The 22,806-nt window shown below is 59.4% G+C and carries 24 protein-coding genes; 10 read left to right on the top strand and 14 right to left on the bottom strand.

Translation table 11 applies throughout. The features are described from left to right. Window positions 1-513: 513 nt before the first annotated feature. Window positions 514-1,632: an alanine dehydrogenase gene (ald, locus tag QP093_RS09705; RefSeq protein WP_285016310.1), complete on the bottom strand. Its 1,119-nt coding sequence runs from the start codon at window positions 1,630-1,632 to the stop codon at window positions 514-516. Between the two features lie 18 nt (window positions 1,633-1,650). Further along, entirely contained in the window at window positions 1,651-3,063 is a 1,413-nt protein-coding gene (locus QP093_RS09710) for an aldehyde dehydrogenase family protein (RefSeq protein ID WP_285016312.1), read from the bottom strand. A 309-nt stretch (window positions 3,064-3,372) separates the two neighbouring features. Between QP093_RS09710 and QP093_RS09715 the strand changes: the two genes are divergently transcribed. Continuing rightward, window positions 3,373-4,128, top strand: coding sequence for a trimeric intracellular cation channel family protein (locus QP093_RS09715; protein WP_285016314.1), 756 nt, complete (start codon window positions 3,373-3,375; stop codon window positions 4,126-4,128). Between the two features lie 8 nt (window positions 4,129-4,136). Here the strand turns inward: QP093_RS09715 and QP093_RS09720 are convergent, their stop codons facing one another. Next, window positions 4,137-4,934 (bottom strand): SDR family oxidoreductase, encoded by a 798-nt coding sequence (locus tag QP093_RS09720; protein ID WP_285016317.1) that lies wholly within the window; start codon window positions 4,932-4,934, stop codon window positions 4,137-4,139. A gap of 128 nt (window positions 4,935-5,062) precedes the next feature. On the opposite strand from QP093_RS09720, the gene QP093_RS09725 reads away from it, so the two are divergent. The 6 genes from QP093_RS09725 to QP093_RS09750 all read left to right on the top strand — a co-directional run bounded on the left by QP093_RS09725 (window position 5,063) and on the right by QP093_RS09750 (window position 10,180). Then, window positions 5,063-5,476: a hypothetical protein gene (locus QP093_RS09725; protein ID WP_285016319.1), complete on the top strand. Its 414-nt coding sequence runs from the start codon at window positions 5,063-5,065 to the stop codon at window positions 5,474-5,476. Further along, the gene (locus QP093_RS09730; RefSeq protein ID WP_285016320.1) at window positions 5,477-6,268 is read left to right on the top strand and encodes an SDR family oxidoreductase; all 792 of its coding nucleotides are present in this window, start codon (window positions 5,477-5,479) and stop codon (window positions 6,266-6,268) included. It abuts the gene before it with no gap. Window positions 6,269-6,430: 162 nt separating this feature from the next. Beyond that, on the top strand, window positions 6,431-7,462 hold the full coding sequence (locus QP093_RS09735; protein WP_285016322.1) for an ABC transporter ATP-binding protein: 1,032 nt from the start codon (window positions 6,431-6,433) through the stop codon (window positions 7,460-7,462). Then, window positions 7,459-8,286, top strand: a complete 828-nt coding sequence (locus QP093_RS09740) for an ABC transporter permease (RefSeq protein ID WP_285016323.1) — start codon at window positions 7,459-7,461, stop codon at window positions 8,284-8,286. The genes QP093_RS09735 and QP093_RS09740 overlap by 4 nt, the downstream gene beginning before the upstream one ends. 5 nt (window positions 8,287-8,291) lie before the next feature. Continuing rightward, window positions 8,292-9,575 (top strand): sensor histidine kinase, encoded by a 1,284-nt coding sequence (locus QP093_RS09745; protein ID WP_285016325.1) that lies wholly within the window; start codon window positions 8,292-8,294, stop codon window positions 9,573-9,575. Continuing rightward, a complete protein-coding gene (locus tag QP093_RS09750) occupies window positions 9,572-10,180 on the top strand; it encodes a response regulator transcription factor (RefSeq protein ID WP_092648880.1) in 609 nt (202 codons plus the stop codon). The genes QP093_RS09745 and QP093_RS09750 overlap by 4 nt, the downstream gene beginning before the upstream one ends. Window positions 10,181-10,274: 94 nt before the next feature. Here QP093_RS09750 and QP093_RS09755 read toward each other — a convergent pair whose 3' ends face one another. The 5 genes from QP093_RS09755 to QP093_RS09775 form a co-directional block, all read right to left on the bottom strand. Beyond that, window positions 10,275-11,726: a DUF4232 domain-containing protein gene (locus QP093_RS09755; protein ID WP_285016326.1), complete on the bottom strand. Its 1,452-nt coding sequence runs from the start codon at window positions 11,724-11,726 to the stop codon at window positions 10,275-10,277. A 112-nt stretch (window positions 11,727-11,838) separates the two neighbouring features. Then, window positions 11,839-13,056: an ABC transporter permease gene (locus QP093_RS09760; RefSeq protein ID WP_092648882.1), complete on the bottom strand. Its 1,218-nt coding sequence runs from the start codon at window positions 13,054-13,056 to the stop codon at window positions 11,839-11,841. Beyond that, window positions 13,040-13,804, bottom strand: a complete 765-nt coding sequence (locus tag QP093_RS09765; protein WP_285016329.1) for an ABC transporter ATP-binding protein — start codon at window positions 13,802-13,804, stop codon at window positions 13,040-13,042. The genes QP093_RS09760 and QP093_RS09765 overlap by 17 nt, the downstream gene beginning before the upstream one ends. Then, window positions 13,801-14,955, bottom strand: coding sequence for an efflux RND transporter periplasmic adaptor subunit (locus tag QP093_RS09770; protein ID WP_285016343.1), 1,155 nt, complete (start codon window positions 14,953-14,955; stop codon window positions 13,801-13,803). The genes QP093_RS09765 and QP093_RS09770 overlap by 4 nt, the downstream gene beginning before the upstream one ends. A gap of 5 nt (window positions 14,956-14,960) precedes the next feature. Beyond that, on the bottom strand, window positions 14,961-15,527 hold the full coding sequence (locus QP093_RS09775) for a hypothetical protein (protein ID WP_070727886.1): 567 nt from the start codon (window positions 15,525-15,527) through the stop codon (window positions 14,961-14,963). 248 nt (window positions 15,528-15,775) lie between these two features. Here QP093_RS09775 and QP093_RS09780 point away from each other — a divergent pair, with 248 nt between their 5' ends. Together QP093_RS09780 and QP093_RS09785 are read left to right on the top strand one after the other, a co-directional pair. Continuing rightward, entirely contained in the window at window positions 15,776-16,444 is a 669-nt protein-coding gene (locus QP093_RS09780) for a response regulator transcription factor (protein ID WP_058237373.1), read from the top strand. Next, entirely contained in the window at window positions 16,441-17,640 is a 1,200-nt protein-coding gene (locus QP093_RS09785; RefSeq protein WP_285016333.1) for a sensor histidine kinase, read from the top strand. Before QP093_RS09780 ends, QP093_RS09785 begins: the two co-directional genes overlap by 4 nt. Window positions 17,641-17,745: 105 nt before the next feature. On the opposite strand, the gene QP093_RS09790 is transcribed toward QP093_RS09785, so the two are convergent. From QP093_RS09790 to QP093_RS09815, 6 genes are all read right to left on the bottom strand, one after another. Then, entirely contained in the window at window positions 17,746-18,471 is a 726-nt protein-coding gene (locus QP093_RS09790) for a hypothetical protein (RefSeq protein ID WP_285016335.1), read from the bottom strand. Next, window positions 18,468-18,974 carry a hypothetical protein gene (locus QP093_RS09795; RefSeq protein WP_070727900.1) on the bottom strand — a complete coding sequence of 169 codons (507 nt, stop codon included), beginning with the start codon at window positions 18,972-18,974 and terminating at the stop codon, window positions 18,468-18,470. The genes QP093_RS09790 and QP093_RS09795 overlap by 4 nt, the downstream gene beginning before the upstream one ends. After that, a complete protein-coding gene (locus QP093_RS09800) occupies window positions 18,974-19,522 on the bottom strand; it encodes an MFS transporter (RefSeq protein WP_070727903.1) in 549 nt (182 codons plus the stop codon). The genes QP093_RS09795 and QP093_RS09800 overlap by 1 nt, the downstream gene beginning before the upstream one ends. 198 nt (window positions 19,523-19,720) lie before the next feature. Then, window positions 19,721-20,848: a hypothetical protein gene (locus tag QP093_RS09805; RefSeq protein ID WP_285016337.1), complete on the bottom strand. Its 1,128-nt coding sequence runs from the start codon at window positions 20,846-20,848 to the stop codon at window positions 19,721-19,723. Beyond that, entirely contained in the window at window positions 20,845-21,162 is a 318-nt protein-coding gene (locus tag QP093_RS09810) for a hypothetical protein (RefSeq protein WP_070727911.1), read from the bottom strand. The genes QP093_RS09805 and QP093_RS09810 overlap by 4 nt, the downstream gene beginning before the upstream one ends. 1,099 nt (window positions 21,163-22,261) lie before the next feature. Next, window positions 22,262-22,444 carry an LPXTG cell wall anchor domain-containing protein gene (locus QP093_RS09815; protein ID WP_285016338.1) on the bottom strand — a complete coding sequence of 61 codons (183 nt, stop codon included), beginning with the start codon at window positions 22,442-22,444 and terminating at the stop codon, window positions 22,262-22,264. Between the two features lie 131 nt (window positions 22,445-22,575). Here QP093_RS09815 and QP093_RS09820 point away from each other — a divergent pair, with 131 nt between their 5' ends. Continuing rightward, on the top strand, window positions 22,576-22,743 hold the full coding sequence (locus QP093_RS09820) for a transposase (RefSeq protein ID WP_285016340.1): 168 nt from the start codon (window positions 22,576-22,578) through the stop codon (window positions 22,741-22,743). Window positions 22,744-22,806 lie beyond the last annotated feature (63 nt).

Consider the following 22,806-nt stretch of genomic DNA (forward strand, 5'->3'; position numbering starts at 1 on the left):
ACATTCCCCTAGATTTAAGCCCTCGTAGTGCACATTCCCCTAGATTTAAGCCCTCGTAGTGCACATTCCCCTAGATTAACCGCGCTCCCCGACGCCCGCGATCACACTCACCCTCTCTGACCTGCAGGTTTGCAAATCGTCTCATGAGAACTCCGTTCTTTTCTAGGGGTATGTGCACGCAGGGCGCTTAGATCTAGGGGTATGTGCACGCAGGGCGCTTAGATCTAGGGGATTGTGCACGCGGGCCTCTTAAATCTAGGGGTATGTGCGCGCGGTGCCTTGAGATGTTGGCGGTCGTTCGCGCAGTGCGTTGAGATTCATGGGGGCGCGTGCGCGAGCCTCGAAAATCTGGGTGCTCGTGCAGGCACAGTCGCTTAGGCGAGGCCTTCGTGCGAGCCGACCCGGCATGATCTATTACGTGTTCGTCCACACTCATACATAGAAAGGGGCGGGTGTGCGGACGCTTCTGCGCCCGCACACCCGCCCGGCTGGAACCGTGAAGGTGGAATCCTCTTACGCTCCGACGATCTCCTCCGCGCTGGCACATTCCATGTCGAATGCCTCGGCAACGCCGGGGAAGGTGATCTTCCCGTCGAAGGTGTTCAGACCCTGACGCAGCGCCACATCATCGGCCAGAGCCTTCTTCCATCCCTTGTCCGCAATCGCATGGATATAGGGCAAGGTGGCGTTGGTCAGTGCCTGCGTCGAAGACACCGGGACAGTGCCCGGCATGTTCGTCACACAGTAGAACGTGGTGTCGTGCACCCTGAAGGTGGGCTCCTCATGAGTGGTGGGGTGTGAATCCTCGAAACAGCCACCCTGGTCAATGGCGATATCAACCAGAACAGATCCCGGCTGCATTGATGCAACCATCTCATTGGTCACTAGCTTGGGAGCTTTCGAACCTGGGATCAGAACCGAGCCGACCACCACGTCGGACTTCTTGATCAGGCGCGAAATTTCCAGCGGCGTGGAATAACGCGTGCACACGCGCCCTTCCCAGTGGTTCGTGATCCGGCGCAGCTTGTCGATATTGTTGTCGACAACCGTGACATCCGCGCCCAGTCCCACTGCGCCCGCAGCGGCGTTGATTCCGGCGGTGCCGCCACCGATGACCAGTACGTGTGCATCTTCCACGCCGGTCACTCCGCCCATCAGGACGCCTTTGCCCCCATGCGGCTTCTGAAGGAAATACGAGCCGACCTGGGGCGCCAACCGCCCAGCGATCTCTGACATCGGAATCAGCAGCGGCAAACGGCCGTCAGGCAAACGCACCGTCTCGTACGCAATGCCAACCGCTTTAGCTCCCAGCAGCGCATCCGTGCCGGGCTTGTCCGCAGCCAGGTGTAGGTAGGTGAAAACGATCTGGCCTTCACGGATATGACCGTACTCAGATTCGATCGGTTCTTTGACTTTCACGATCATGTCGGACTGTGCCCACACCTCGTCGGCACCGTCAACGATGGTGGCGCCCACCGCGGCATAATCCTCATCGGAAATTGCAGATCCGACACCCGCGCCCGCCTGAACCAGGACTTCGTGGCCGCCGTGCACAAGTGCAGAGACGCCACTCGGGGTCATTGAAACTCGGAACTCGTTGTTCTTCGCTTCGGTTGGAATTCCTACGCGCATTGAAACCTCCCTTGTGTGTTAACCCAGTATCTTTTTGAGGAATGAGAAGGACTTGGAATCATAGGGGTGGTGCCGCACCGGAATGTCGAAGCACCAGCTCTTATGCAGCACCGTTCGCTCGTGGCTCAGGGTTTTGAAGCCCGAGGCCCCGTGGTAGTTGCCCATGCCGGAGTTCCCGACTCCGCCAAAGGGCGCTTTTGTTGAGGACATGTGCAGCAACGTGTCATTGATGCACACGCCGCCGCTGGATATCGCCTCGACAACGCGCTGAGCAAAGCGCTTCTTCCTGGTGAAGATATACAGCGCCAAAGGCTTGTCGCGATCCTGGTAGTCCGTCAGCACGTCCTCAATATCCGTGAACTCCTTGATCGGCAAGATGGGACCGAAGATTTCTTCCTGCATGACGGGGCTGTCCCATTCGGGGTCGTCGACCAACACCGGGATGATCTGCTGCGTATCCTCCAGCGTCACATCGGCCGGCTTGGCGTCGCGCGACTTCGACGTGATCAGGCGCTGCCCTTCCAGCAATCCGGACAGACGCTTGAAATGCTTGGGGTGAATCACCTTGGCGAAGGAGTTGCGACGATACTCCTCGGTCGGCAGTGCGCTGTCGATCCCCCGCCTCAGCGCCTCGATCAGTTGGTCCTTGACGTCGCGGTGAACATACACGAAATCGACGCCCACACAGGTCTGCCCGCCGTTGGTCAGCTTGCCGAACAGGATTCGCTTCGCTGTCTTTTCGATGTCAGCGGTCTTGTCGACAAAGCACGGGGACTTGCCGCCCAGCTCCAGGACGACGGGCGTGAGGTGCTCCGCCGCGGCGCGCATCACCACTTTGCCGACGTTCGGGGAGCCGGTGAAGAAAATAAAGTCGAATTTTTCATCCAGCAGTGCCGAGTTCTCCTTGCGCCCACCTTCGATGACGCTCACGTAGCCGTCCTCGAAAATCTCCTTGCACATCTGCCGGATGAGGCGGGATGTGGCCGGCGAGTAGGCGGACGGTTTGATGACCACGGTATTGCCCGCTGCGATCGCCGCGGCGAGGGGACACATTGTCAGCTGGAAGGGGTAGTTCCACGGACTCATCACCAGTGCCACGCCAAATGGTTCATACGTCACGGACAGCACGCCGGGCATCTGCGAAAGCGCGGGAATCTTGTAGTGCGGCGCTGCCATGCATGACAGGTGCCGGCGCATGAACTTGATTTCGTCCAGGACCAGCGAAATTTCCGTCATGAAGCTTTCGGTGTCCGACTTGTTCAGGTCAGCGTGCAGCGCATCCAGAATGTCGCGTTCGTGGGCGCGTACTGATTTTTCAAATGCGGCCAGCGTGCGTTTGCGGTAGCTGAGGTCACGGGTTTTCCCAGTGAAGAAGAACTCCCGTGAGCGCGTGACTGCCTCGCGGATTTCCTCTTGTTTTGTGCGTGTCATATCCATCCTCTGGTACTCATCATTGAATGACACTCATCAGTGAGCGACTACTCACATGCTACTAGCGAGGAACGCACGGCGCTGGGTCTTCCAGATAATTTCTTCAAGATTGTTCCGATCTGCTCCATCAGCGTCCCTACTCCCTTTCTTGCCTATAGCTCCGACCAGTTTCCAAGAAGGAAAAACTATGTTTTCAAGATATGCACGGAGGAATAAAGCAGGTGAGGAGCGCAAGTATCCAGCAGGCGTTGCCTCGCACTCACAGGCAGGCTTGTTAGAGTACATTGCATGTGGCTGACGGTGCTCTTTATGATTGGAATCACGGCCGAGGCCATGACAGGCGCCCTGTCAGCGGCCCGCGAGCGCATGGACCTGTTCGGCGTGATGATGGTGGCCGCGGTGACCGCCATTGGCGGTGGCTCCATTCGTGACGTTTTGCTGGGACACTACCCACTCACCTGGGTGAAGAACCCCCACTACGTGGTCATTGTCGTGTGCGCCGCAGTGATTTCGGTTCTGATTCCCTCATTGATGAAGCATTTCCGCAAGCTGTTCCTTGGTCTCGACGCACTTGGGCTGGCGGTGTTCTCCATTTTCGGCACACGCATCGGCTGGGACGTCGGCATCCAGCAAGGCCCCGCCCAGGCGTTCATCCTCGCCTGCGTCGCCTCAGTGATTACCGGCGTGATGGGCGGTGTGCTGCGAGACCTCCTGTGCGACCGTATCCCCCTGGTGTTCCTGAAAGAGCTGTACGCCGCGGTGTCATTCCTCGCCACCTGCACGTACGTCACACTTTCCGAACTGGGCGTGCACGATGACTGGGCCGTGACCATCACGCTGATCGTCACCTTCGTCTTCCGCATTCTCGCGATTCGCTTCAGCTGGCACCTGCCTGTCTTCGACTATCAGGAACAGCACTACGAGCGCAGTCAGTCGGTGCGTCCCCGCCTGTTCATCCACCGCCTCAAGCAGTGGAGGCCAAGGCGTCCTCGTCAATTCATCAGGAAGAACTCGAAGCCTGTGCGACCAGATTCCACCGCCCCCACCATCGACGAGGGTGACTAGTGGACCGCCTACTTACCCAGTTTGCTGCGCGGCACGACCGGGCGAATTTCGAGGTTCTCCACCATTGCTTCCTCACTCGCGTCCACTGCCATGCGCACCGCGGCGGCAACTGACTGCGGGCGCAGGTGATCGCTGGGGCGGTAGGAGCGGCCGGCGCGCTGCTGAATGTCCACCTGCATATCTGTGTCAACACGACCCGGATGCACGGAAGTGACGCGAATCGTGCCGCGCTCCTGCTCACGCAACGCGTCAGTGAAGGCACGCAGGGCGAACTTGGAGGCTGAGTACACCGCGTTGTCAGCGCCCACGCGATAACCGGCTCCGGAGTTAATCGCAACGACCTGGCCACCGGCAGCGCGCAAAGCCGGCAGCAGCAGGCGTGTCAGCTCGGCCACGGCAACCACGTTCAGGCGCAGGACTCGGAGCCACTCGTCAGGCATGGTTTCGGCGATTGTACTTGAAGGCGCCATTGTTCCGGCACTGTGCACCAGTATGTCGAGGCGCTCCAGGTGCAGGTCTTCGACGGCTTGGTGCATCTGTTCGAAATCACTGAGGTCTGCGACAAATGGACGGACCGTGGCTGCTGCGTCTCGGCTGGAGATGTCCGTATTACTGCCAGTGGCAGCTGCCTGGCGTGCTGCGATGAACCTGTCGCAGGCGGCCGCCACTGATTCGTCCGAACTGCCACCAACGATGATGGTGTGTGTGCGGGACAGTTCCTGGGCAATGGCTGCACCTATACCGCGCGTTGCGCCGGTGATCAGGGCAATGGGTCGATCTGTCGAAAGCTCGTGCGTAATCGTCATGGGGTCAGCTTATCGATTCGGGCAATGCCTGTTCACCCCCTTCGATACACTGGACGCACGACACTCCTGTGTCGACTTGGCAATGATCGAGCACCAACAAGACGATCCTTTCATGCGAGGAGGCCCCCATGAAACTTGCATCCGGCATCATGCGCACCATCACCGGCGCTTACATTCTGAACTCAGGTATCGGCAAACTGCATCTGGATGCCGAGGCCGCTGCCGGACTGCAGGAAATGGCCGCCACAGGCATTCCCCAGCTCGGTGAACTTGACCCGGAGGTATTCGGCAAGTTCATCTGCGCATCGGAAATCGGAATTGGCGCATCGCTTCTGACACCGTTTATTCCTCGCAAACTCGCCGGATTGGCGCTGACAGCATTCGCCTCGGGCATGCTCACCATGTACTTCCGCAACCCTGCGATGACCGAAGCAGACGGAATCCGCCCCTCGCAAGAAGGCCTGATGCTCTCAAAGGACGTCTTCATGCTGGCGATCGGTTTGGCTCTGATCACCATGAAGAAAGACAAGAAAGCGCAGTAAATGCCTCGTGATCAGTTCCCGCTGGCCGGCCGAGTCATCGTCATCACGGGAGTGAGCCGGCGGGCAGGGATCGGATACGCTATTGCCCGGCGCGCCGCCGAATGGGGCGCTGACGTGGTATGCCACCACTTCAGCACCCATGACGACAAGCAGCCGTGGGGCAGCGATGACATTGCAGCCGTGTGCGCCGGCATCCGATCCCACCTTCGGTCCGGCGCCCGCATGATCGACGTCGGTGGTGATTTAACTGACGAGGGAGCCCCCGCGGCACTGATCGATACAGCGCGCAGCGAATATGGCCGCGTTGATGCTGTTGTGTGCAACCAGGCGCTGTCTGGCAATGACGGCGCGCTCAGTGACATCACAGCGGACGATCTTGATGCCCACTGGCGTGTCAATGCGCGCACGTCAATCCTGCTGGCGCAGGCCTTTGCGGCCGTTGCCGGCGACCAGGGGTCGATCGTGTTCATGACATCCGGGCAGGCGATGGGGCCGATGCGCGGCGAAGTTGCCTACGCCGCCTCAAAAGCAGCAATCGCAGGCATCACGCTGACACTGTCAGATGAGCTTGCGGCCAGGAACATCCGCGTCAACACTGTCAATCCTGGCCCTGTTGACACCGGCTACATGACGGACGAGGTGCGCCAGCATGTGCTCGAGCAGTTCCCCGGTGGCCGGATGGCCACCCCTGATGATCCGGCACGGCTGGTTGTGTGGCTCCTCAGTGATGAGTCTCAGTGGGTCACGGGTCAGGTGATCAACACTGAAGGCGGGTTCTCACGCTGGAAGTAGCGCCACGCTCACCGCTGCCAGGCACAAGTGTGCACACCACCAGGAAGCACGGTGGCGAAAACAGGGCACGAGAGTGTCCGCACCCACCCCATGACATTTGTGATAGATAGATCGTGACAATCGCTCTATCCACATGCGGGTAATCATTTGTACTGTGAAGACATGAACACAGATGAGATTGCCACCACACGTGGCTCCACAGTGCGATCCGAAAACGCTCACACAGCACAGACGTCATCGCAGGCATCATCGGCGGCGCCTACACGCGCACCACAATCCGCTCCACCAGCAATCGACCTCGTCGACATTCACCGCTCGTTCGGTCAAGTCCACGCAGTCGACGGTGTCACCCTGTGCGTTGAACAAGGTGAACTCGTCGCACTGCTGGGACGCAACGGCGCGGGCAAGACCACACTCATTGACATCGCTCTGGGTCTGGGCCATCAGGATTCGGGCACAGCCAGGCTTTTCGCCATGGCTCCTCATGACGCAATCAAGCGCGGCCTGATCGGAGTCATTCAGCAAACTGGCGGACTGCCGCCCGAACCGTCCGTTCGTGAAACAGTGTCAACACTGGCCAGCGCATACGTCGATCCCGCACCTGTGGATGAGGTGCTGGAGCTGGCCGGAATCACCAACCTGGCAACGCGCAGAATCGGCAAGTGTTCAGGTGGCGAACAGCAGCGCGTACGCCTGGCGATCGCCCTGCTTTCACGTCCGCGCCTTCTCATCATGGATGAGCCGACCGCCGGAATGGACGTGGATTCACGGATGCAGTTCTGGCAGACGATGGAGAAACTGACAACAGGCGGCTTGACCGTCGTGTTCGCAACTCACTATCTGTCAGAAGTTGAAGCAGTTGCTCACCGCATCATCATCATGAATCGCGGTCACGTTGTCACAGATGAAAGCTCCCGAACTCTGCTGAACACGGAGCGTGCCCATATTCGCGCAACCGTCTCAGAAGAGCATAGGGACGCCCTCGTCAATGAGATCACTGCGCTGCCCGGGGCCGACAAGTGGACCTACAAATTCGACGACGGGCAAATCGCGATCGACGGAGAAAAGCTTGAACCGGCTGCTCTTGCGGTGCTGAACACCGCAGGCATCAAGGATTTCCAAATGAAACGAACCAGCCTGGATGAAATGTTCACCCGCCTGACCGGCGCGAACACGGAGGAGTCAGATTCATGAGCACGCACGCCGCAACGACACATACCCTGACGAAACAAGACCTGACAGACCGACCTGTTCCCCCGCCGCTCAAAGGACTGGGTGCACAGTTCATGATGGCGTTGCGTGATAACACGCTGCGCAACCCGTGGTTCATCGGCGGTTCCATCGGCATCCCCGTTCTGATGTATTTCCTGTTCGCAGTTGGCAAGGAATACTCAGATACCAGCGTGGGGCACGCGAACGTTCAGGCAGCCATTCTGGCCGGTCTGACATGCTACGGAGCGCTCATATCGGCTGCGAGCGCAACATGCAACACCGCGCTGCAACGTCGAACCGGATGGTGGCGCACACTGGCACTGACTCCAATGAGCCTGTCAACATACCTGTGGGCTCAGATCTGTGCGGCAATCCTGGTCGGCGCTCTGGCTGCACTGGTGACCTATGGTGTAGGGGCACTCACCGGCGCTGAAATGTCAGGAATTACCTGGGTTGTGACGTTCGCGTTGATTGTCGTGTGCAGTTTTCCCCTGGCGGCATTCGGATTCGCGGTTGGCCAGCTTGTCGGTGAGAACGCCGCGAACTTCATCGTCTCAATGACGGTGCTGGTCAGTGCATTCCTGTCCGGCATGTTCATACCGATGGAGCAGATGGGCTCATTGGTCCAGAAAGTCGCGAAGTACACACCAATGTATGGGATCATCAATCTTGTTCGGGCACCGCAGCTTGGCTGGGATACCGCGTTCGAATGGAGCTGGGTCATCAATATCGCGGTCTGGTCGCTCGCAATGTTGGCCGCAGCTGTCTGGACGTTTACTCGCTCGAGCCGTACTGAAAGGAACTGACAGCGATGAGCTGGAGCTGGCTGTGGCACTCACCGGCGGCTTCAAGTTCGCTGCACGAGCGCCTCAGCTCGTTGCCGTGGGCACTGCCGTACCTGATCTTCATGATCATCGGCATCATCCTGGGAGTGCGCAGCAGCCCGGAGCAGGCTGTGCCCATGTTCGCCTGGCTCACCGTGTTCATCCTGGTGTACGTTTCCACGTGGATCCGTTCCGACTCTGCCCCCGTTTCACGGTCAACGGACCCGTGGGTGGTGGCGACGATCGTCGTCATGAGCGTCCTGCTCGCAGGTATGATGCCGTTTTCGGATGCGGTGTCGGTGTTCTTTTTTCTGCCGTACATCAGCGCGGTGATTGTGCTGCAGCTTCCGCGCCACCTGTACACGCGGTGGGCGTGCGCGCTGCTGATCGGCTCAGTCCTGCTCGCAGTGCTTTTGGTGATTCTGCGTCTGGCCAACATCAATGAGGCGTCCTTTGGGCTGGCGATCCTGCTGTGCACGATTTTCATGACGTTCATGGCTCGTCGCGCCATCGACAATGACCGAGAAGACAGGATCCGTCAGGCCGAGCGCGTCCAGACCTCCCAGTCAGAAGAACGCAGCCGCATCAGCGCGGATCTGCATGACGTCCTCGGGCAGACCCTGACCGCCATCAACGTCAACGCGCAGGTCGTCGCCCGGTTCGCCCAGTTGGGCAAGATGGACGAGGGCGTCCCCTACCTTGAACAGCTCCAGGAATTATCACATGACGCCCTGGCGCAGATGAGACAGGTTGTTGCCGCCACGCGTGAAGCGGATCTGGATCAGGAGCTGGCGCAGGCCGCGCACCTGGCGGACGCTGCGGGCATCGTGCTGACGCTGAGCGATGAGGGGCATCCACCTGAGGGCAAAACCAGTCAGGTTGCCGCTCACCTGGTCCGTGAATCGATGGCGAATGTCGTCCACCATTCCGGTGCTGACCGGGTATGGGTGGAGCTCAGTCCGGTTCGCGTGAGCGTACATGACAACGGTCGGGGCAGCAGGCCGGCTGCCGCGGGTCGAAGCCGGGCCGCTGCCGGCCAGAAAACCATTGCGGACAGTCAGCAGAGCGCTCACGCGGGACAGCGCATGTCCACCGGTTTGGAGTCGCTGGAAAAACGTGCCGAAGGTGTGGGCACCGTGACCTGGGGGCCTGCTGACGGGGGCGGATGGCACGTGACGTTCACGGTAGATCCGGTCGATGGGGCGGATTCTCCTGCCCTGTCAATGGTGGGCGACACTATTCGTCCCGTCAGTGAAGGAGCACTCTCATGAGGGTCGCAGTTGTCGATGATCAGGGAGTTGTCCGCGCCGGTATCGCCGCGCTGATCGGTTTGGAGCCTGACATTGAGGTGGTCGCTCAGGCTTCGAACGGCAGCGAAGCGGTTGACCTTGCCGAGACCATGGGCGCAGAGATTGACGTGATGCTGCTGGATGTGGAGATGCCCGGTATCGATGGTTTGCAGGCGCTGCCGCGCGTGCGCGAGGTGAGCCCTCATACACGCGTGCTGATGCTGACAACGTTTGACCGTCCGGGGTGGGTGGCGCGTGCCCTGTCGCTGGGGGCGGCCGGCTTCGTGTTGAAGGACCAGCCGGCGGAGGCTCTGGCCGCGTCGATCCGCGCGGTCAACGACGGTAAGCAGGTTGTTGATCAGGAGCTTGCCGCGCGCACACTGGGCCTGGGGATCAATCCGCTCACCCCGCGTGAGATCGATGTGCTGCGTGCGGCCGAGGGCGGCGGCACCACTGCTGATGTGGCGCGTGAAGTCGGTCTGTCTCAAGGCACCGTCCGTAACCATGTCACCAGTGCCATGGCGAAAACCGGTGGCTCATCCCGCATGGATGCCGCGCGCCGCGCCCGCGACAACGGCTGGCTGTAGGGACTGCCCGCGGGGCTTGCGTAGGGGCCCGAGGGGCCCTGCCTCTGGTTCAGGCGTCGTGCTGACCGCTGCTGATCGGCACGATGAGCGTTTCCTATCGCCAGGGCTCGCAGGTGATCTGGGTTCCGGTCTCCATATCCAGACTGCCGCCATCCTGGCCCTGTGCTACGTCGACCGGCACTTCACCACCTGCGATGCCCAGTGTCATATCAACCGTGTCAGATTCCTCCGTCCCCGCTCCGCGCCAGGATAGTTGCATCGCGGCGCTTGCACCTGCAGGAATATCCACTCCCCGGTCAAATTCGGCCGCCGAGGCGCGGGGCGAGGCAACAGTGCTCACCGCTAGGTCTGCTCCACTCATCGTGATCTGCAGGTCGGGCACACCGCTCACAGAGCACGCGGTGTCGCCATTGTTAATCACTGTCAGTATCGCGCCTCGAGCACCCAGCGCTCCCTGCACCGGACCGAGCACGGCAGTAAGAGAGTCCGGGCTGCACAGTGGCTCCACCGCCGACATCGCTTCACCTCCAGACTCAGCGACCGCCCCAGACTCAGCGACCGCCCCAGATTCAGAGGCCACCGCAGCTCCAGACTCAGCTTCTTCCGGCGGCACCGAAGACGAAGCAGGTGGAGTCTGATCAATCGGGGTCGACCGGTCAGCCGGTGCAGGCAGAATCATCAGGGCGCTCACGCTGACAATCCCCGCCACCGTGCACACCACCGCCGCGCATCGGGCGATAGGACGCCACGCAGCGGTGGTCGGGTCACCCTCGTCGATGATGATTGCCGAGGATGGAGCACCGCCTTCATACTCGACGGCAGAGTTTTCGCGAATGCTCTCGTAGGCGGCGGCGCGAGCCAGCAGCATGGCGACAATCCCGATAACAGGAACCGCGAACAGGCCCGGCCCAGTGAAAAGCAGCGCGATTCCGGAGATGAAGACTGCGATGATCGCTGTGAGCGCGACGGCTCCGCCTGCAATCCAGGCGGGTCGGGTTGTGCGAGTCTGAATACTGGTCGTGAGGGCGAACACCAACGCGAGCAGCACGCCGGCCACGCCCGCAAATCCAAGTGCCGCGGCGTATCCACCGAAGGCCAGCGCCAGGCCACCGACTGCCAGGATCGGCGGCGCAACGACGCATAGTGCCACATCAACGACGAGGGAGACCCATTGACTGGCTGTCCGTGAACGCGTGGGGCTCTTGCGCGACTGATCCAACAGCTCAGCAGAGCCGCCAGAACGCGGCATCCCCGACCAGCTGCCTGTCAGTTGGCGCGCCAGCGCGACCCACAGCCCGATAACGGCAATGACGAGCAGCAGCATCGCGATGAGGTAGCCGTAGGGGAAGGGGTAGTCACGGCACTGCCCGGGGAAGTCATTGCAGTCGAACTGGAGTTCGGGACCGGGCATGCGGATGTCCTGTCCTGTGATGACGATCAGTGCGCTCAGTGCGAGGCCGAGGAGCGCTGCGGTGCCCAGCAGGTTGCGTCTGCGCCTGATGGGGCAGGCCCCTGTTGGTACGCGCCGCCGCCGTGTGCTCTTCACAGTGTCAGTGTGCCACACAGGCGGCACAGCCAACCGGATGTGCCTGTAAGAGATGACAGGCACATCCGGCAGGACATGCCACGCGGGCAGGACTGCAGCCTCAGTTCTGGATCTATTGCGAGTTCAGGGCGGCTGTGGGGGGTGTGCGTGCGGCGCGCACTGCCGGGTACAGGCCGGCGACAGCGCCAATCACCACGGTCACGGCCAGACCTGCGGCCACCACGTACAGCGGCATGACGAACAGCCATCCACTGACAGTGGCCACGACAGCAGTGATCAGTGTGCCGATGATGCAGCCGAGTGCTCCGCCGATACCGGCCAGCAGCAGTGCTTCAGACAGGAACTGGATACGGATGTGAGCGCGCGTTGCTCCCATGGCCCGACGCAAGCCGATTTCCTGGCGGCGCTCGAGGACTGAAATGATCATCGTGTTGGCAACGCCGATACCGCCGACCAGCAGAGCAATTGATCCGACGCCGGCCAGCAGCGTCGTGAATGCATGATCGGCAGCGGCTTTCGCACTGAGCGCTTCTGAAGGTCGCGACACTTTGATACCACCTGATGCCTGCGGTGAAATGGTCGGTGCCAGGAGGTCACGGATCCGGGCGACCTGGTCATCGGCGCTGCGCTCGTACACTGTGGTGGGATGGTCATCATGGCCGTACAGTCGTTGCGCCACTGTGCGACTGATCAGCGCCGCGGAGTCCAGTTCCGGTGCCAGTGGTACCGGTTTGAGGATACCGGCCACCGTGACGAGCTGGTTGCCCATCCAGATCTGTGTTCCGGGAGTGACAATGCCGAGGCGCTGGGCTGCACTCGCCCCCAAAACGGTTGTCGGATACTGCGCGAGCGCTTCGTTGAGCCACGTTCCATGCGCCACTTCGCCTGCCACCACGTCCAGCAGTGTCAGATCAGTGGAGACGGTCGCGATCCCACCTGTTTCTTCTGCAGGAATCAGCGAGCTGCGATAGACCTTGATGTCGGTCAGGGCAGCTGTGCTGGTTGCATCGGTAACACCCGGCAGGAGCGCCACTTTCGCTGCAGCGTCTGGTGGCAGTGTGGCAGCGGCTCCCGTCATGTCGCTTCCGGCAGTGACTGTCAGCAGATTTGTGCCGAGGGCGTCCAACTGTCGAGTCAGTTGAGCTCTGCTGGAGGTGGAAATTCCGATCACCGCCACCATTGCTGCGATCCCGATCGCGATGCCCAGTGCTGACAGGAAGGCACGCATCGGGCGTGAGCGCAGCCCCACTGTGCCGAGCCGCACCGCATCTGATGCCAGAAGCGTTGACGCGGCCGGCGCTGAACGAGTGTGATCAGATGTGTGAGTCATGGTGCTCCCTTCCAGCCACGCCGCCCGCCGGGCATTCAGTCGAACCGCCTGTCGCGCCGCCCGCCGCACCGTCGGCCGAGTCAGCCACGATCCGTCCGTCACGGATGGCGATTCTGCGCGGCAGGCGCGCAGCCAGGTCGTTGTCGTGTGTAATGACAACGATGGTTGTGCCCGCCTCATTCAAGTCGTGGAGAAGCTGGACGATTGAATCACCCGAGCGTGAATCCAGATTGCCTGTCGGCTCGTCTGCCAGCAGCAGCGGCGGTTCAGCGACAACGGCTCGTGCAATCGCCACACGCTGGCGTTCTCCACCTGACATCTGGTGGGGTCTGTGCTCCAGACGATGCCCCAGTCCGACGCGTTCCAGCGCTGCTCGTGCTCGCTCACGGCGCTGCGAGCGCGCTACGCCCAGGTACAGTAATCCGTCAGCCACATTGTCCAGTGCGCTCACTCCCGGTGAGAGATGGAACTGTTGAAAGACGAATCCGATCATGCGGGCGCGCACCGCTGACACACCTGCATCATCAAGTTCACTGACGTTGATTCCATCAATGAGGACCCGTCCCGACGTGGGAGTATCCAGTGTGCCGATCATGTTAAGCAACGTTGTTTTACCTGATCCGCTCGGTCCGACAATGGCCGTGAATTCGCCGCGATTAATCGTCATGCTCACACCCGCACATGCTTGGACGGGCGGGGAGCCGAACGAACGAGTCACGTCATCCAGTTGCACCAATGCGTCGGTCATCGTGATGGCACCACCACGTGCTGACCTTCGGCAAGGTCGTCTCCGGATACTTCCACGCGTCCGGCTGAAAACAGTCCCGTTTCAACAGGTATCTGTGAAAATGAGCCGTCCTCGCGTGCGATTTCCACGCCGAACTGTGTCGGTGTCAGGGCAAGCAGGGCGTTGACTGGAACGGTCAGCACGTTTTCGCGGGTTTGGGACGGTAGCGCAACTGTCACGGATGCTTCCTGGAGCGTTGATGTGGCTTCCGGGTCGGAGGGGGTCACGGTGATGGGAAGGATGCGTTCCTTGTTTCCCGCAGCCGGGCCTGCCTGGTTTGCCTGTGAGCCCTGCCCGTCGGCCTGGCTGTCCTGACCGTTTCCAGCGCCACGCTCAACCGGGGTGCCAACTGAGCTGATGGTGCCCGGCGTTGTTGACCCGTCGGGAAGCTGAATCGTCACCTCGCGGCCCTTTTCAGCCAGGTCCTGCTGTGCGAGCGAGACGTTCGCATCCACGACCTGTTGCATGGAGGACACGCTGAAAAGGCTGGTGTCCAGCGTGACTCGATCTCCCACACGGGTAGACAGTGTTCCGACGCGCAGGTCAGCTGGCGCAAAAATGATTCGTCCCAGCTGCAGGCGACCACTACGTGTCAGTCCGACTGCGTCCTGCCAGTTCTTGATCGCACTGATCGTCTGCGCATCGAAGCGCTCATCTGGCTCATCGGCAAAATAGCCCAGATCCTTGAGGGACTGTTCGAGCTGCTGAACATCCTGCCCGTTACTCATACCGTCTTCAAAGTCACGCCACGCAGGGGTGGCACCGCGCATGAGGTAGGCCGGGTCGTCACCTATCTGGTACAGCTGTGCACCGGCGCTGATTTGAGTGCCCGGTTCAGGCAGCTGTGTCACGATTCCGTCGAATCCGGCACGAAGCTGGTGCGAATCAGCGTAATGTAACGTGCCGGCAACATTCACACTGCCATGCAGATCCTCGCGCACAACGGGTTCGGTGGCAATTGCAGAGCCTGCCTGCCCCGTTGCACCGCTCTGACCCGATTGTGCGGCATTGGCCTGCCCGCCGTGCCTGAGCCAGATGGCACTTGCCACCACCAGCGCCACAACCAGGATTGCCGCAATGCCGAGGACGACAAGCGTGCGCCGCTTCGTCATAGCTTTCACTTGGTGTTCTCCGTCCCGGTGTTGGAGGCATTGGCCGCATCAGCCTTGTCGAAGCATTGAGAAATGGCTGCTGGCGGCACGTCATTGAGTCGGATTCCCTGGCCTCGCACTGGATCTTCCACGTGATAGCCGTCCTGGCGCAGGCATTGAGCGACACGCACAAGCCGATCGAATTCTTGGTCAGTCATTTCACTGTCCGCGCCTGCCGTTGGGCTGTCACCGACTTTTTCCCAGCAGCCCTGCACGGCGGTGTTCCACGCGTTCGCATCGACACCAAAATCTTCGCCCGGGCCGTAATTTTGAAGGTCGTCGGGCACATTCACACCGGCTTCGCGCATACAGGCAGCGAATTTGAGATTGTATTCTTCCACAGCTTTGGTCTCTGACTCTGATGCGCCAGCGCCCTTGCCCGCAGCGTTGCTGTCCGATCCGGCTGCGTCGCTTCCGACCGGCATATTGCTCGAACAGCCTGCAAGCGCGACCAGGCTCATCAGCGCAGCTCCAGTCACCGCGCGCGCCCTGAAAGCTTTCAGCACGCCTCCAACTGAGCTCTCTGCCGTCACGTTCGAAGCCCTACCATGTATGCGCAGTTGCATCGTCAATTTCCTCCACGTATTTGGTCCTGCAGTTTGCGCGAGGTACCCGGATCAGTACTCCACGCGTCTGAAGAGATTTAAACGCATCATGCGTTGCCGTAGCGTTGCGGTTTTTGTTTATGTTTTGCTAACACTGACATCGTTAAGATGTCGCCAGCGGAAGGGGCTCAACTGAGTCGCCCTCGTCAAGAGGAATGAATGAAAGGCACACCACTATGAAGGTTCTCATCGCCGAGGATGAAGAATATCTCGCACAGGCAATCGCTCAGGGGCTGAGGCGCGAAGCAATGGTTGTTGACGTGACTTTCGATGGCGATGACGCGCTGGAGATGGTGCGTAGTTCTTCCTACGACGCGATAGTTCTGGATCGTGATTTGCCGGGAACTCATGGTGACGAGGTGTGCAGGATTCTCGCGCACCACTACCCTGAGGTGCGCATCCTGATGCTCACTGCCGCCCGCACGCTCAACGCACGCGTCACGGGGTTCGAACTGGGAGCTGACGACTATCTGGTCAAACCGTTTGAGTTCCCGGAGCTGGTTGCCAGACTGCGAGCTCTCGGCCGCCGCTCTCAACCGGCACGAGAACCTGTCCTTGAATCGTGCGGAGTGCGTCTGGACCCGTTCCGTCGCGAAGTTTACCGCAATGGGCGCTTCGTCCGTCTGAGCCCCAAGGAATTCGCAGTTTTGGAATTGCTGATGGAGGCTGACGGCGGGGTCCTCAGCCAGGAAACGCTGCTGGAGCGCGCATGGGACGCGAACGCTGATCCCTTCACCAATTCGATTCGCGTCACTATTTCACATCTGCGTCAGCGGCTCGGATCCCCCTGGGTTATTCAAACCGTGCCGGGCGCAGGATATCGCTTTGGGGAGGCAGACAGATGACGAGGACACCGCGCGGGGAACGCCGCCTGACCCTGCGAATGCGCCTGACCTTGTCGTATGCGGGACTGGTGGGCGGTGTGGGCCTGGTGATGATTGGCCTGGTGTACGCCTATATGCGCCTGGTGCCGATGCGACTGAACACCACGTTCGCTCCTCCCGCGCCTGACGGGCAAAGCGCCAGTTTTGACCTGGTGATCCCAGTGGCCCGCTCCATGCTCAACACCATGCTGGTCACATCGCTTCTGGTTCTGACGATTCTGACGCTTCTTTCCGGCCTGGTCGGGTGGATCGTGGCGGGACGCGTGATGGCGCCGCTGGTTGACATGAAGAAAGCTGCAGCTCTGGCAACATCAGGCGATTACAGTTACCGCCTGAACCTGAAGGGACCGGATGATGAGGTGCGCGAGCTGGGCGTTATGTTCGACGCGATGCTTGATTCGGTCGATCAATCACTGCGCTCCCAGCAGCAGTTCGCGGCCAATGCGTCGCATGAGCTGCGTACTCCTCTTGCCACGACTCAGACAATGATTGATGTGACGCTGTCTGATCCGGATGCGACCACTCAGGAACTGCGGGACCTTCTGCGACGGGTACGCGAAACCAATCACGCCAACGCTCAGACTGTGGATGCGCTGCTGGATCTGTCGGCAGCTCAAGGCGGGATGCTGGCGCGCGAAGAGGTGGATCTAGCCGAAATTGTTCGCCAAGCCGTCCATGAAGTTGAATCTCTGGCGAAAGACCATGGTATAGCCATCCATACGAGCATCACTCCCGCTGCAGTTACTGGAGATCAGGTGCTGTTGCGCCAGGCAGTCTCGAACCTGCTGCGCAACGCCGTCACCTACAACCAGGCGGATGGATCTGTGAACGTCACCCTGCAGGTACACCATTCGCCTTATGCCAGTGCTTCCTGCGCAGTGCTGAACGTGACCAACACCGGTCCCCTCGTCGATGCTGATACCGTCAGCTCACTGTGTGAGCCTTTCGTGCGTGGATCCAGACGTACAGCCGGTACCACGCGCGGACATGGCCTGGGACTCGCAATCGTGCAGGCTGTCGCTCAAGCTCACCGCGGCAGAGTCACTATTTCCGCACTCGACGAGGGTGGTCTGAGCGTGACACTCACCGTTCCTGCAACAGCGCGCATTGCCAGCCGTTCAGTGGATGCGACACGGGCTACGCCCAGCACCACGTGAAGACGTCCGGCCCCAGACAGTGATCCCGGTCAGTATTGCCACCCCAGAGATATGGCGGGTAGCTCAACAAAGACCTGCGGCCTCGCGTGGAGGCCGCAGGATCGATCAGGCGAACAGGTAGGGGTTGATCATCTGCCACGCGAGCGGCGATGTCAGCCCTGCCAACTCCACTTCCGGTTCATCGGCCTTGGTGCCGTCCATCGCGTACAGGCACGTCGGAGTACTCAGGAAGAGCAGGGATCCAGCGGGCGCCATCTGCTCGTCGACCGCGGCGAAAATGTCGAACACATTCATCGCCCAGGTTCCCTCAAGACCGGCCTTGCCAAATCCTGTGTCGTCGTGATCTCGGCATTCACTGGCGATGACGCGTTGCAGCTGATCGACATCACCTTGGTGTGCCAGACGAATGACGTCGGAGGGCAGGTGAAGTGGGCCGTCGAAAACATTCATGTGCGGCCCGAAAACCAGCCAACGCAGAATCAGTGAGGGAACTTCTTCCGGGTCGGAGCGGAACAGGTTCATCGAGTCACCCTCGGGCACGATCCACGTGACGTCCGTTGAAGAAATCCACACGGTGAGGGTGATCCGTTTGACGTCTTCCGACGGTGCGATGCGGGTCAGTTGAATCATGTGGGAACGCTGGAACAGACCGGCGAAGAGGCGTTCGGCACCGTCCGTCAGGGATTCCTCATCGCTGATGAACCCCAGGTCGACCAGATTCTTCCAGCCGTCTGAATTCGTGTCAGCTTTGCCGTCCAGCAAATCGGTTAGGGCTTCCCAATCGGCCTCGTTGAGAATTGCAGCTGATTCTTCCGGGTTAAAACGGCTCATTGTGGGTTCCTCAAGCTATTCGACATTTCAACAAACGTGTCGTACATCGGGTCAAATTCGCGTGTCGCGCATGTCAGGGTGGCGGTCAGTCCGGCCTCGCCGTTCACCCACAGCCACTGGCACGACGACACGGACAGATCTTCCATCATGTAGACCCCCATGCGGGCTACACCATTGAGGTGTTCGTTTTCCCATGCTGCGTTTTCCAGCACCAGGAATCCGGGGATAGATTCGACGAGTTGACGCAACGTGCCGTCGTACCAGTCGATCGGATCGTCCGAGCCGGTCGCGGCTTTCGTCACGACGAGGCTGGGGCGGAACCCTGATGCAGCTTCAGGACCAAGTGCGATCAGCGGGAAGGTGCTCTCAACTTCCTGGAGCATCTGCTGAGTCGGGCCTTCTTCCGGCACTTGCTGGGTGAATTGCGCTTTTTCTTCAGTGCTGAGTTCTTCCCAGTCTGCGGGAAGAGTGACGAACTCAGCGTCACTGCTCGTTGGACTCATCAATATCCTCCATCGCTTCGGTGGTTATTGTCGGACTTAAATTCTTGATGTTCGGGCTGGGTCAGGCGGGTCGGATCACTGTGGGAAGTAGTCGGATCACTGTGGGAAGGCGGGACGATACCTTCAGCAAAATGGCGATCGGCCGGGTACGAGCCCGGATCGACCTGAGTCAGGGCTTGCTGCTGACGTTTTTCCAACCGCTTCTCCGGATACATCGCGTCAGGCAGACGGAAGGGGATCACTGATATCAGCGCGACAACCATACAGGCCATTGCAACGATGACGATGATACGCATTCCCTGTTTGCTCATCCCCAGTGTTCCAGCAGTAAATGCAACTCCGAAAAGCAGGAACGCCAGACCGATGGCAGGAGTGGTGAGTGCTTCGGAGTTTTTCCACCATCCGAAGATGTTCCCAACTGAGCGGGCGAGTTTTCCGAGCGTGGAGTCTGAAAACATCGCAAGAGCCCATTGAGCCAGGATGAGGCCCCCAAACAGGAATGCCAGTGTGATCATCCAGAAGGTATCACTACTCGAAAAATCATCCATCGATTTCCTCATCCTCAGCTACAGAGCCTGTACTGCCGTGGCCGGAGCAGCGGCGGGACAACGCAAGAAGTGGTTTCGCCGTCAGTCCGCAGCCACATCCAAATCTTCGGCTCTCGTCAGATTACCTTGAGGTCACTACGCCTCGCAGCGTTAATCACCATGCACAACGCTCACACATCAGTATCGGTCTTGCTGGCGCTAATCGAACAGGCCGAAGGTAAAATCTGTTGCTTTTCCGCCAAGCCACTTACCGCCGGCACCACCCGCGACGCCACCGATGATGCCGCCAACAGCCGCTCCGATCGGTCCGCCAACAGCCATACCAATAGCTGCGCCACCCATCGCGCCAGCTTTGCCGCCAGCCCAGCCACCGCCGACTTCCAGCAGTGTTCGGGTTCCGGCACGTGCAACCTTTTCTCCGGTTCCCATATCAGGATTGAGCACACTGTCCGTCTTCCACTGGTCGTAAGCGGTGGTGCCAGCATCGACTGCGGTGAGCACACGCCCGGCATGCTTCGTGACCTTGCTGACTTTGTCGAGGATCTCTGGCGAATCTCCCCATCCCTTACCAAGGTTAACCTTGTCTTTAAATGTGTGGAACCGAACCTCTGGCGTATCTTTGAAATGCTTTCCGAGCCTCTTCGGATCGAACGTGGCACCGTTGAGCTTGAAGTTGATGCCCTTAATAAGCTTGACGGCATCGCAGGTGCGAGACTTCAGCATCTTCAGGAAGCCCAGCGTCGTACCGCCACCTGAGAACATCCCAGTGAAAGCCTTGACCAGCCAGTTGGCGGAAGTAACGGCACTGCATGCGTTCTGCAGCTCACTGTGAGCAACGTCCTCATCGCGGCGGACGATGCTCACCTCTCCCGCGAGGGTCGAATAGAGGGCCTGCTTTTCCATGTACTCAGTCCACGCCTGGATGAGAGTCGCATTCGTCACCGGATCCGCCGGAACCGGCAGCGGAGGCGGAGGCGGAGGCAGTTCGATTGAAGTCTTGGGGATAACAATCAGCTTGCCTGTTGCCGCCCGACCTTCAATGTCTTTGAGGCGGGTCTTACATGAACGAATCAACGTCACAAATGAGTCAACGGCACCAGCAAAAGTTTCGATCTCATCATGGATCTCCTGCGCTGATTTAGTGGCAGACTGGATAGCCGCGGACGCTTCAGCTGCCGTGTAGCCCACCAGCTCAGACTGCACGATGCTATTGGCCCGATCGAGGTCCTTAATACCGTCGTACACTTGGCCCCTGCCATGCAGGAGGACTCCACTCTTCCAGGAGGAGAGCGTTTCGGGTTCTATATCGAGCTTGGTGTCAATCATTTACCCATTCCTCCTGACTGGGGGTAGTAAACCCCGCCCTGGGGGTAAACCGAGGTAAGTTCGCTAAAGATTCGAGCTTCTGAAGCTTCGAAATTCTGATCAGCGGTCGACAGACTGCCACTCACCTTCGCTGTTCCATCAGCTAGGGCTTTCAGGCCTTCAGTAAACTTGCTCAGTACAGCATTCACACTTGCCGTGGACTTGCCAAAATCAGGCGGTGCCCCAAAATTCACTCCCGCGAACGTGCTGTTCGCCTCGTTCAATCGCCCTTGCGCTGCTTGCGACCGATCCTGCTTCCATTTCAGATCGCCCATACGATCCCCTTACATGTCTCATCGCAGATACGTCGTGACCAACGCGCCACGCCAACTCTTCGATTGCCGCACTTAGGTTAGGGATTCAGATTAAACAGTGGGTAAACAGAATGTGAGCAGTTTTCAGGCGCCCGTCACAAGCGGGTCGGCCGCCCTCGTCAATCACGCCAACACTGAGCGAGACCTTGCCGCGTCTGGCATCCACCGGGCTGCATAATCCACGTCCGCGGGCACCTCTCTCACGAGGAAGAACACACATCGACGCTCCTACCTCACGCGCGAGCGTTACGATTATTGAGGAGGGGGAACCGCAGGCCCTCACAGCCCAGTCCCCGACACGTCATAGTGAAATCGACCACATCAAAAACATCTACATCGAATCGGGCATTTCTGGCTTCCGCACTGGAATTTCACTATATGGACGGGCGTGAGAGCCGAAGACAGATCAACCTGGCACGCCCCGCCAGTGCTCCACCACGCAGCGACATGCCCTGTTAAGTGAACTAGCCCCTGAAAGTTGGACTGGTTTAATTCTAGGCGTTTAGGGCTTCAAGGCCGTAGTTGAATTCGCGGTTACCAGCACCCACCGCATCGTATTTCAAGTAGTTGAACACACTAGCCATCGGGTCAACAGTGCTATCTGTCCGGTTCGAGTGGTACACCATTTCGATTCATGAGCCCTGCGCAGCGTCGCCGTTGTCTAGAAGCAGCACGGCGTTCTTACCTTTTTCTTCACGAACGTTTGGATTGCCGTTGAGGGGTGATCCATACCGCGAACATTTTGGGGTTTGGAAGAGCCAAAGGGCTGCCCGGTGAAGTAGTCGTGGTCCACTAGGGTGCCATAAATGAAGGTTTTGGTTTTCAAAACAAAACAGGCAAGGTTACTCTTGTACTTTAACTTCACTTGAGATGCAGGTCTTACAAATTTGCGCTCGTACATATCACGGATTTGGCCGGGCGGAGCAAACAACGTTGTTTTGGTGCCTCACCGCAATTTCGTTCAGCACTGTTCGGACTATAGGAGAAATTGGCGACGGGGGTGAGACCGTTTAAGGTCTCACCCCCGTACTGTTATGCCGGTGTTTCGTCGGCTAGGCGATTAGTTCTCCTCGCCTTCTCGACGGCGTCGCACGAGCGCCAGGCCAAGGCCTGCTACGCCCATTACGGCTGCGATACCAACGAGTCCTCCTACCTGCGCGCCGGTGCGTGCAAGCTTAAACTTCTTGACTCCCGGCTCGGTGGTCATATCGCCAGCGGCAGGCTTCTCAACGGTGACCGTCACGCGATCAATCTCGTTGCCGTTCTTGTCCTTGACGATAACTACGATCTTGTCACCAGGCTTAGCGGGTCTGCTGAGGGTTTGGTTGACGTCTAGCTTGTTTCGCTGGGGCGGGGCAGGGAAGGATGTTGATTATGTCGAAGTTGTATTCAGAGCAGTTCAAAGCTGATGCTGTGGCGTTGGTGGAGTTTGGGGTTGCTCGCCGTCAGGTGTGTGCTGATTTGGGGATCTCGCGTTCCTCGTTGCAAAAATGGATTACTGATGCGAGGTTGCAGGCATCAGGGGATGCAACCGTGTGCTGATCCGGTAGTGGCTAAAGAGATGAGCTAGGCTTTGAAACGGATTCGCGAGTTGGAGATGGAAAA

This window comes from Pauljensenia sp. UMB10120, from assembly GCF_030212035.1.
Classification (GTDB): domain Bacteria; phylum Actinomycetota; class Actinomycetes; order Actinomycetales; family Actinomycetaceae; genus Pauljensenia; species Pauljensenia radingae_A.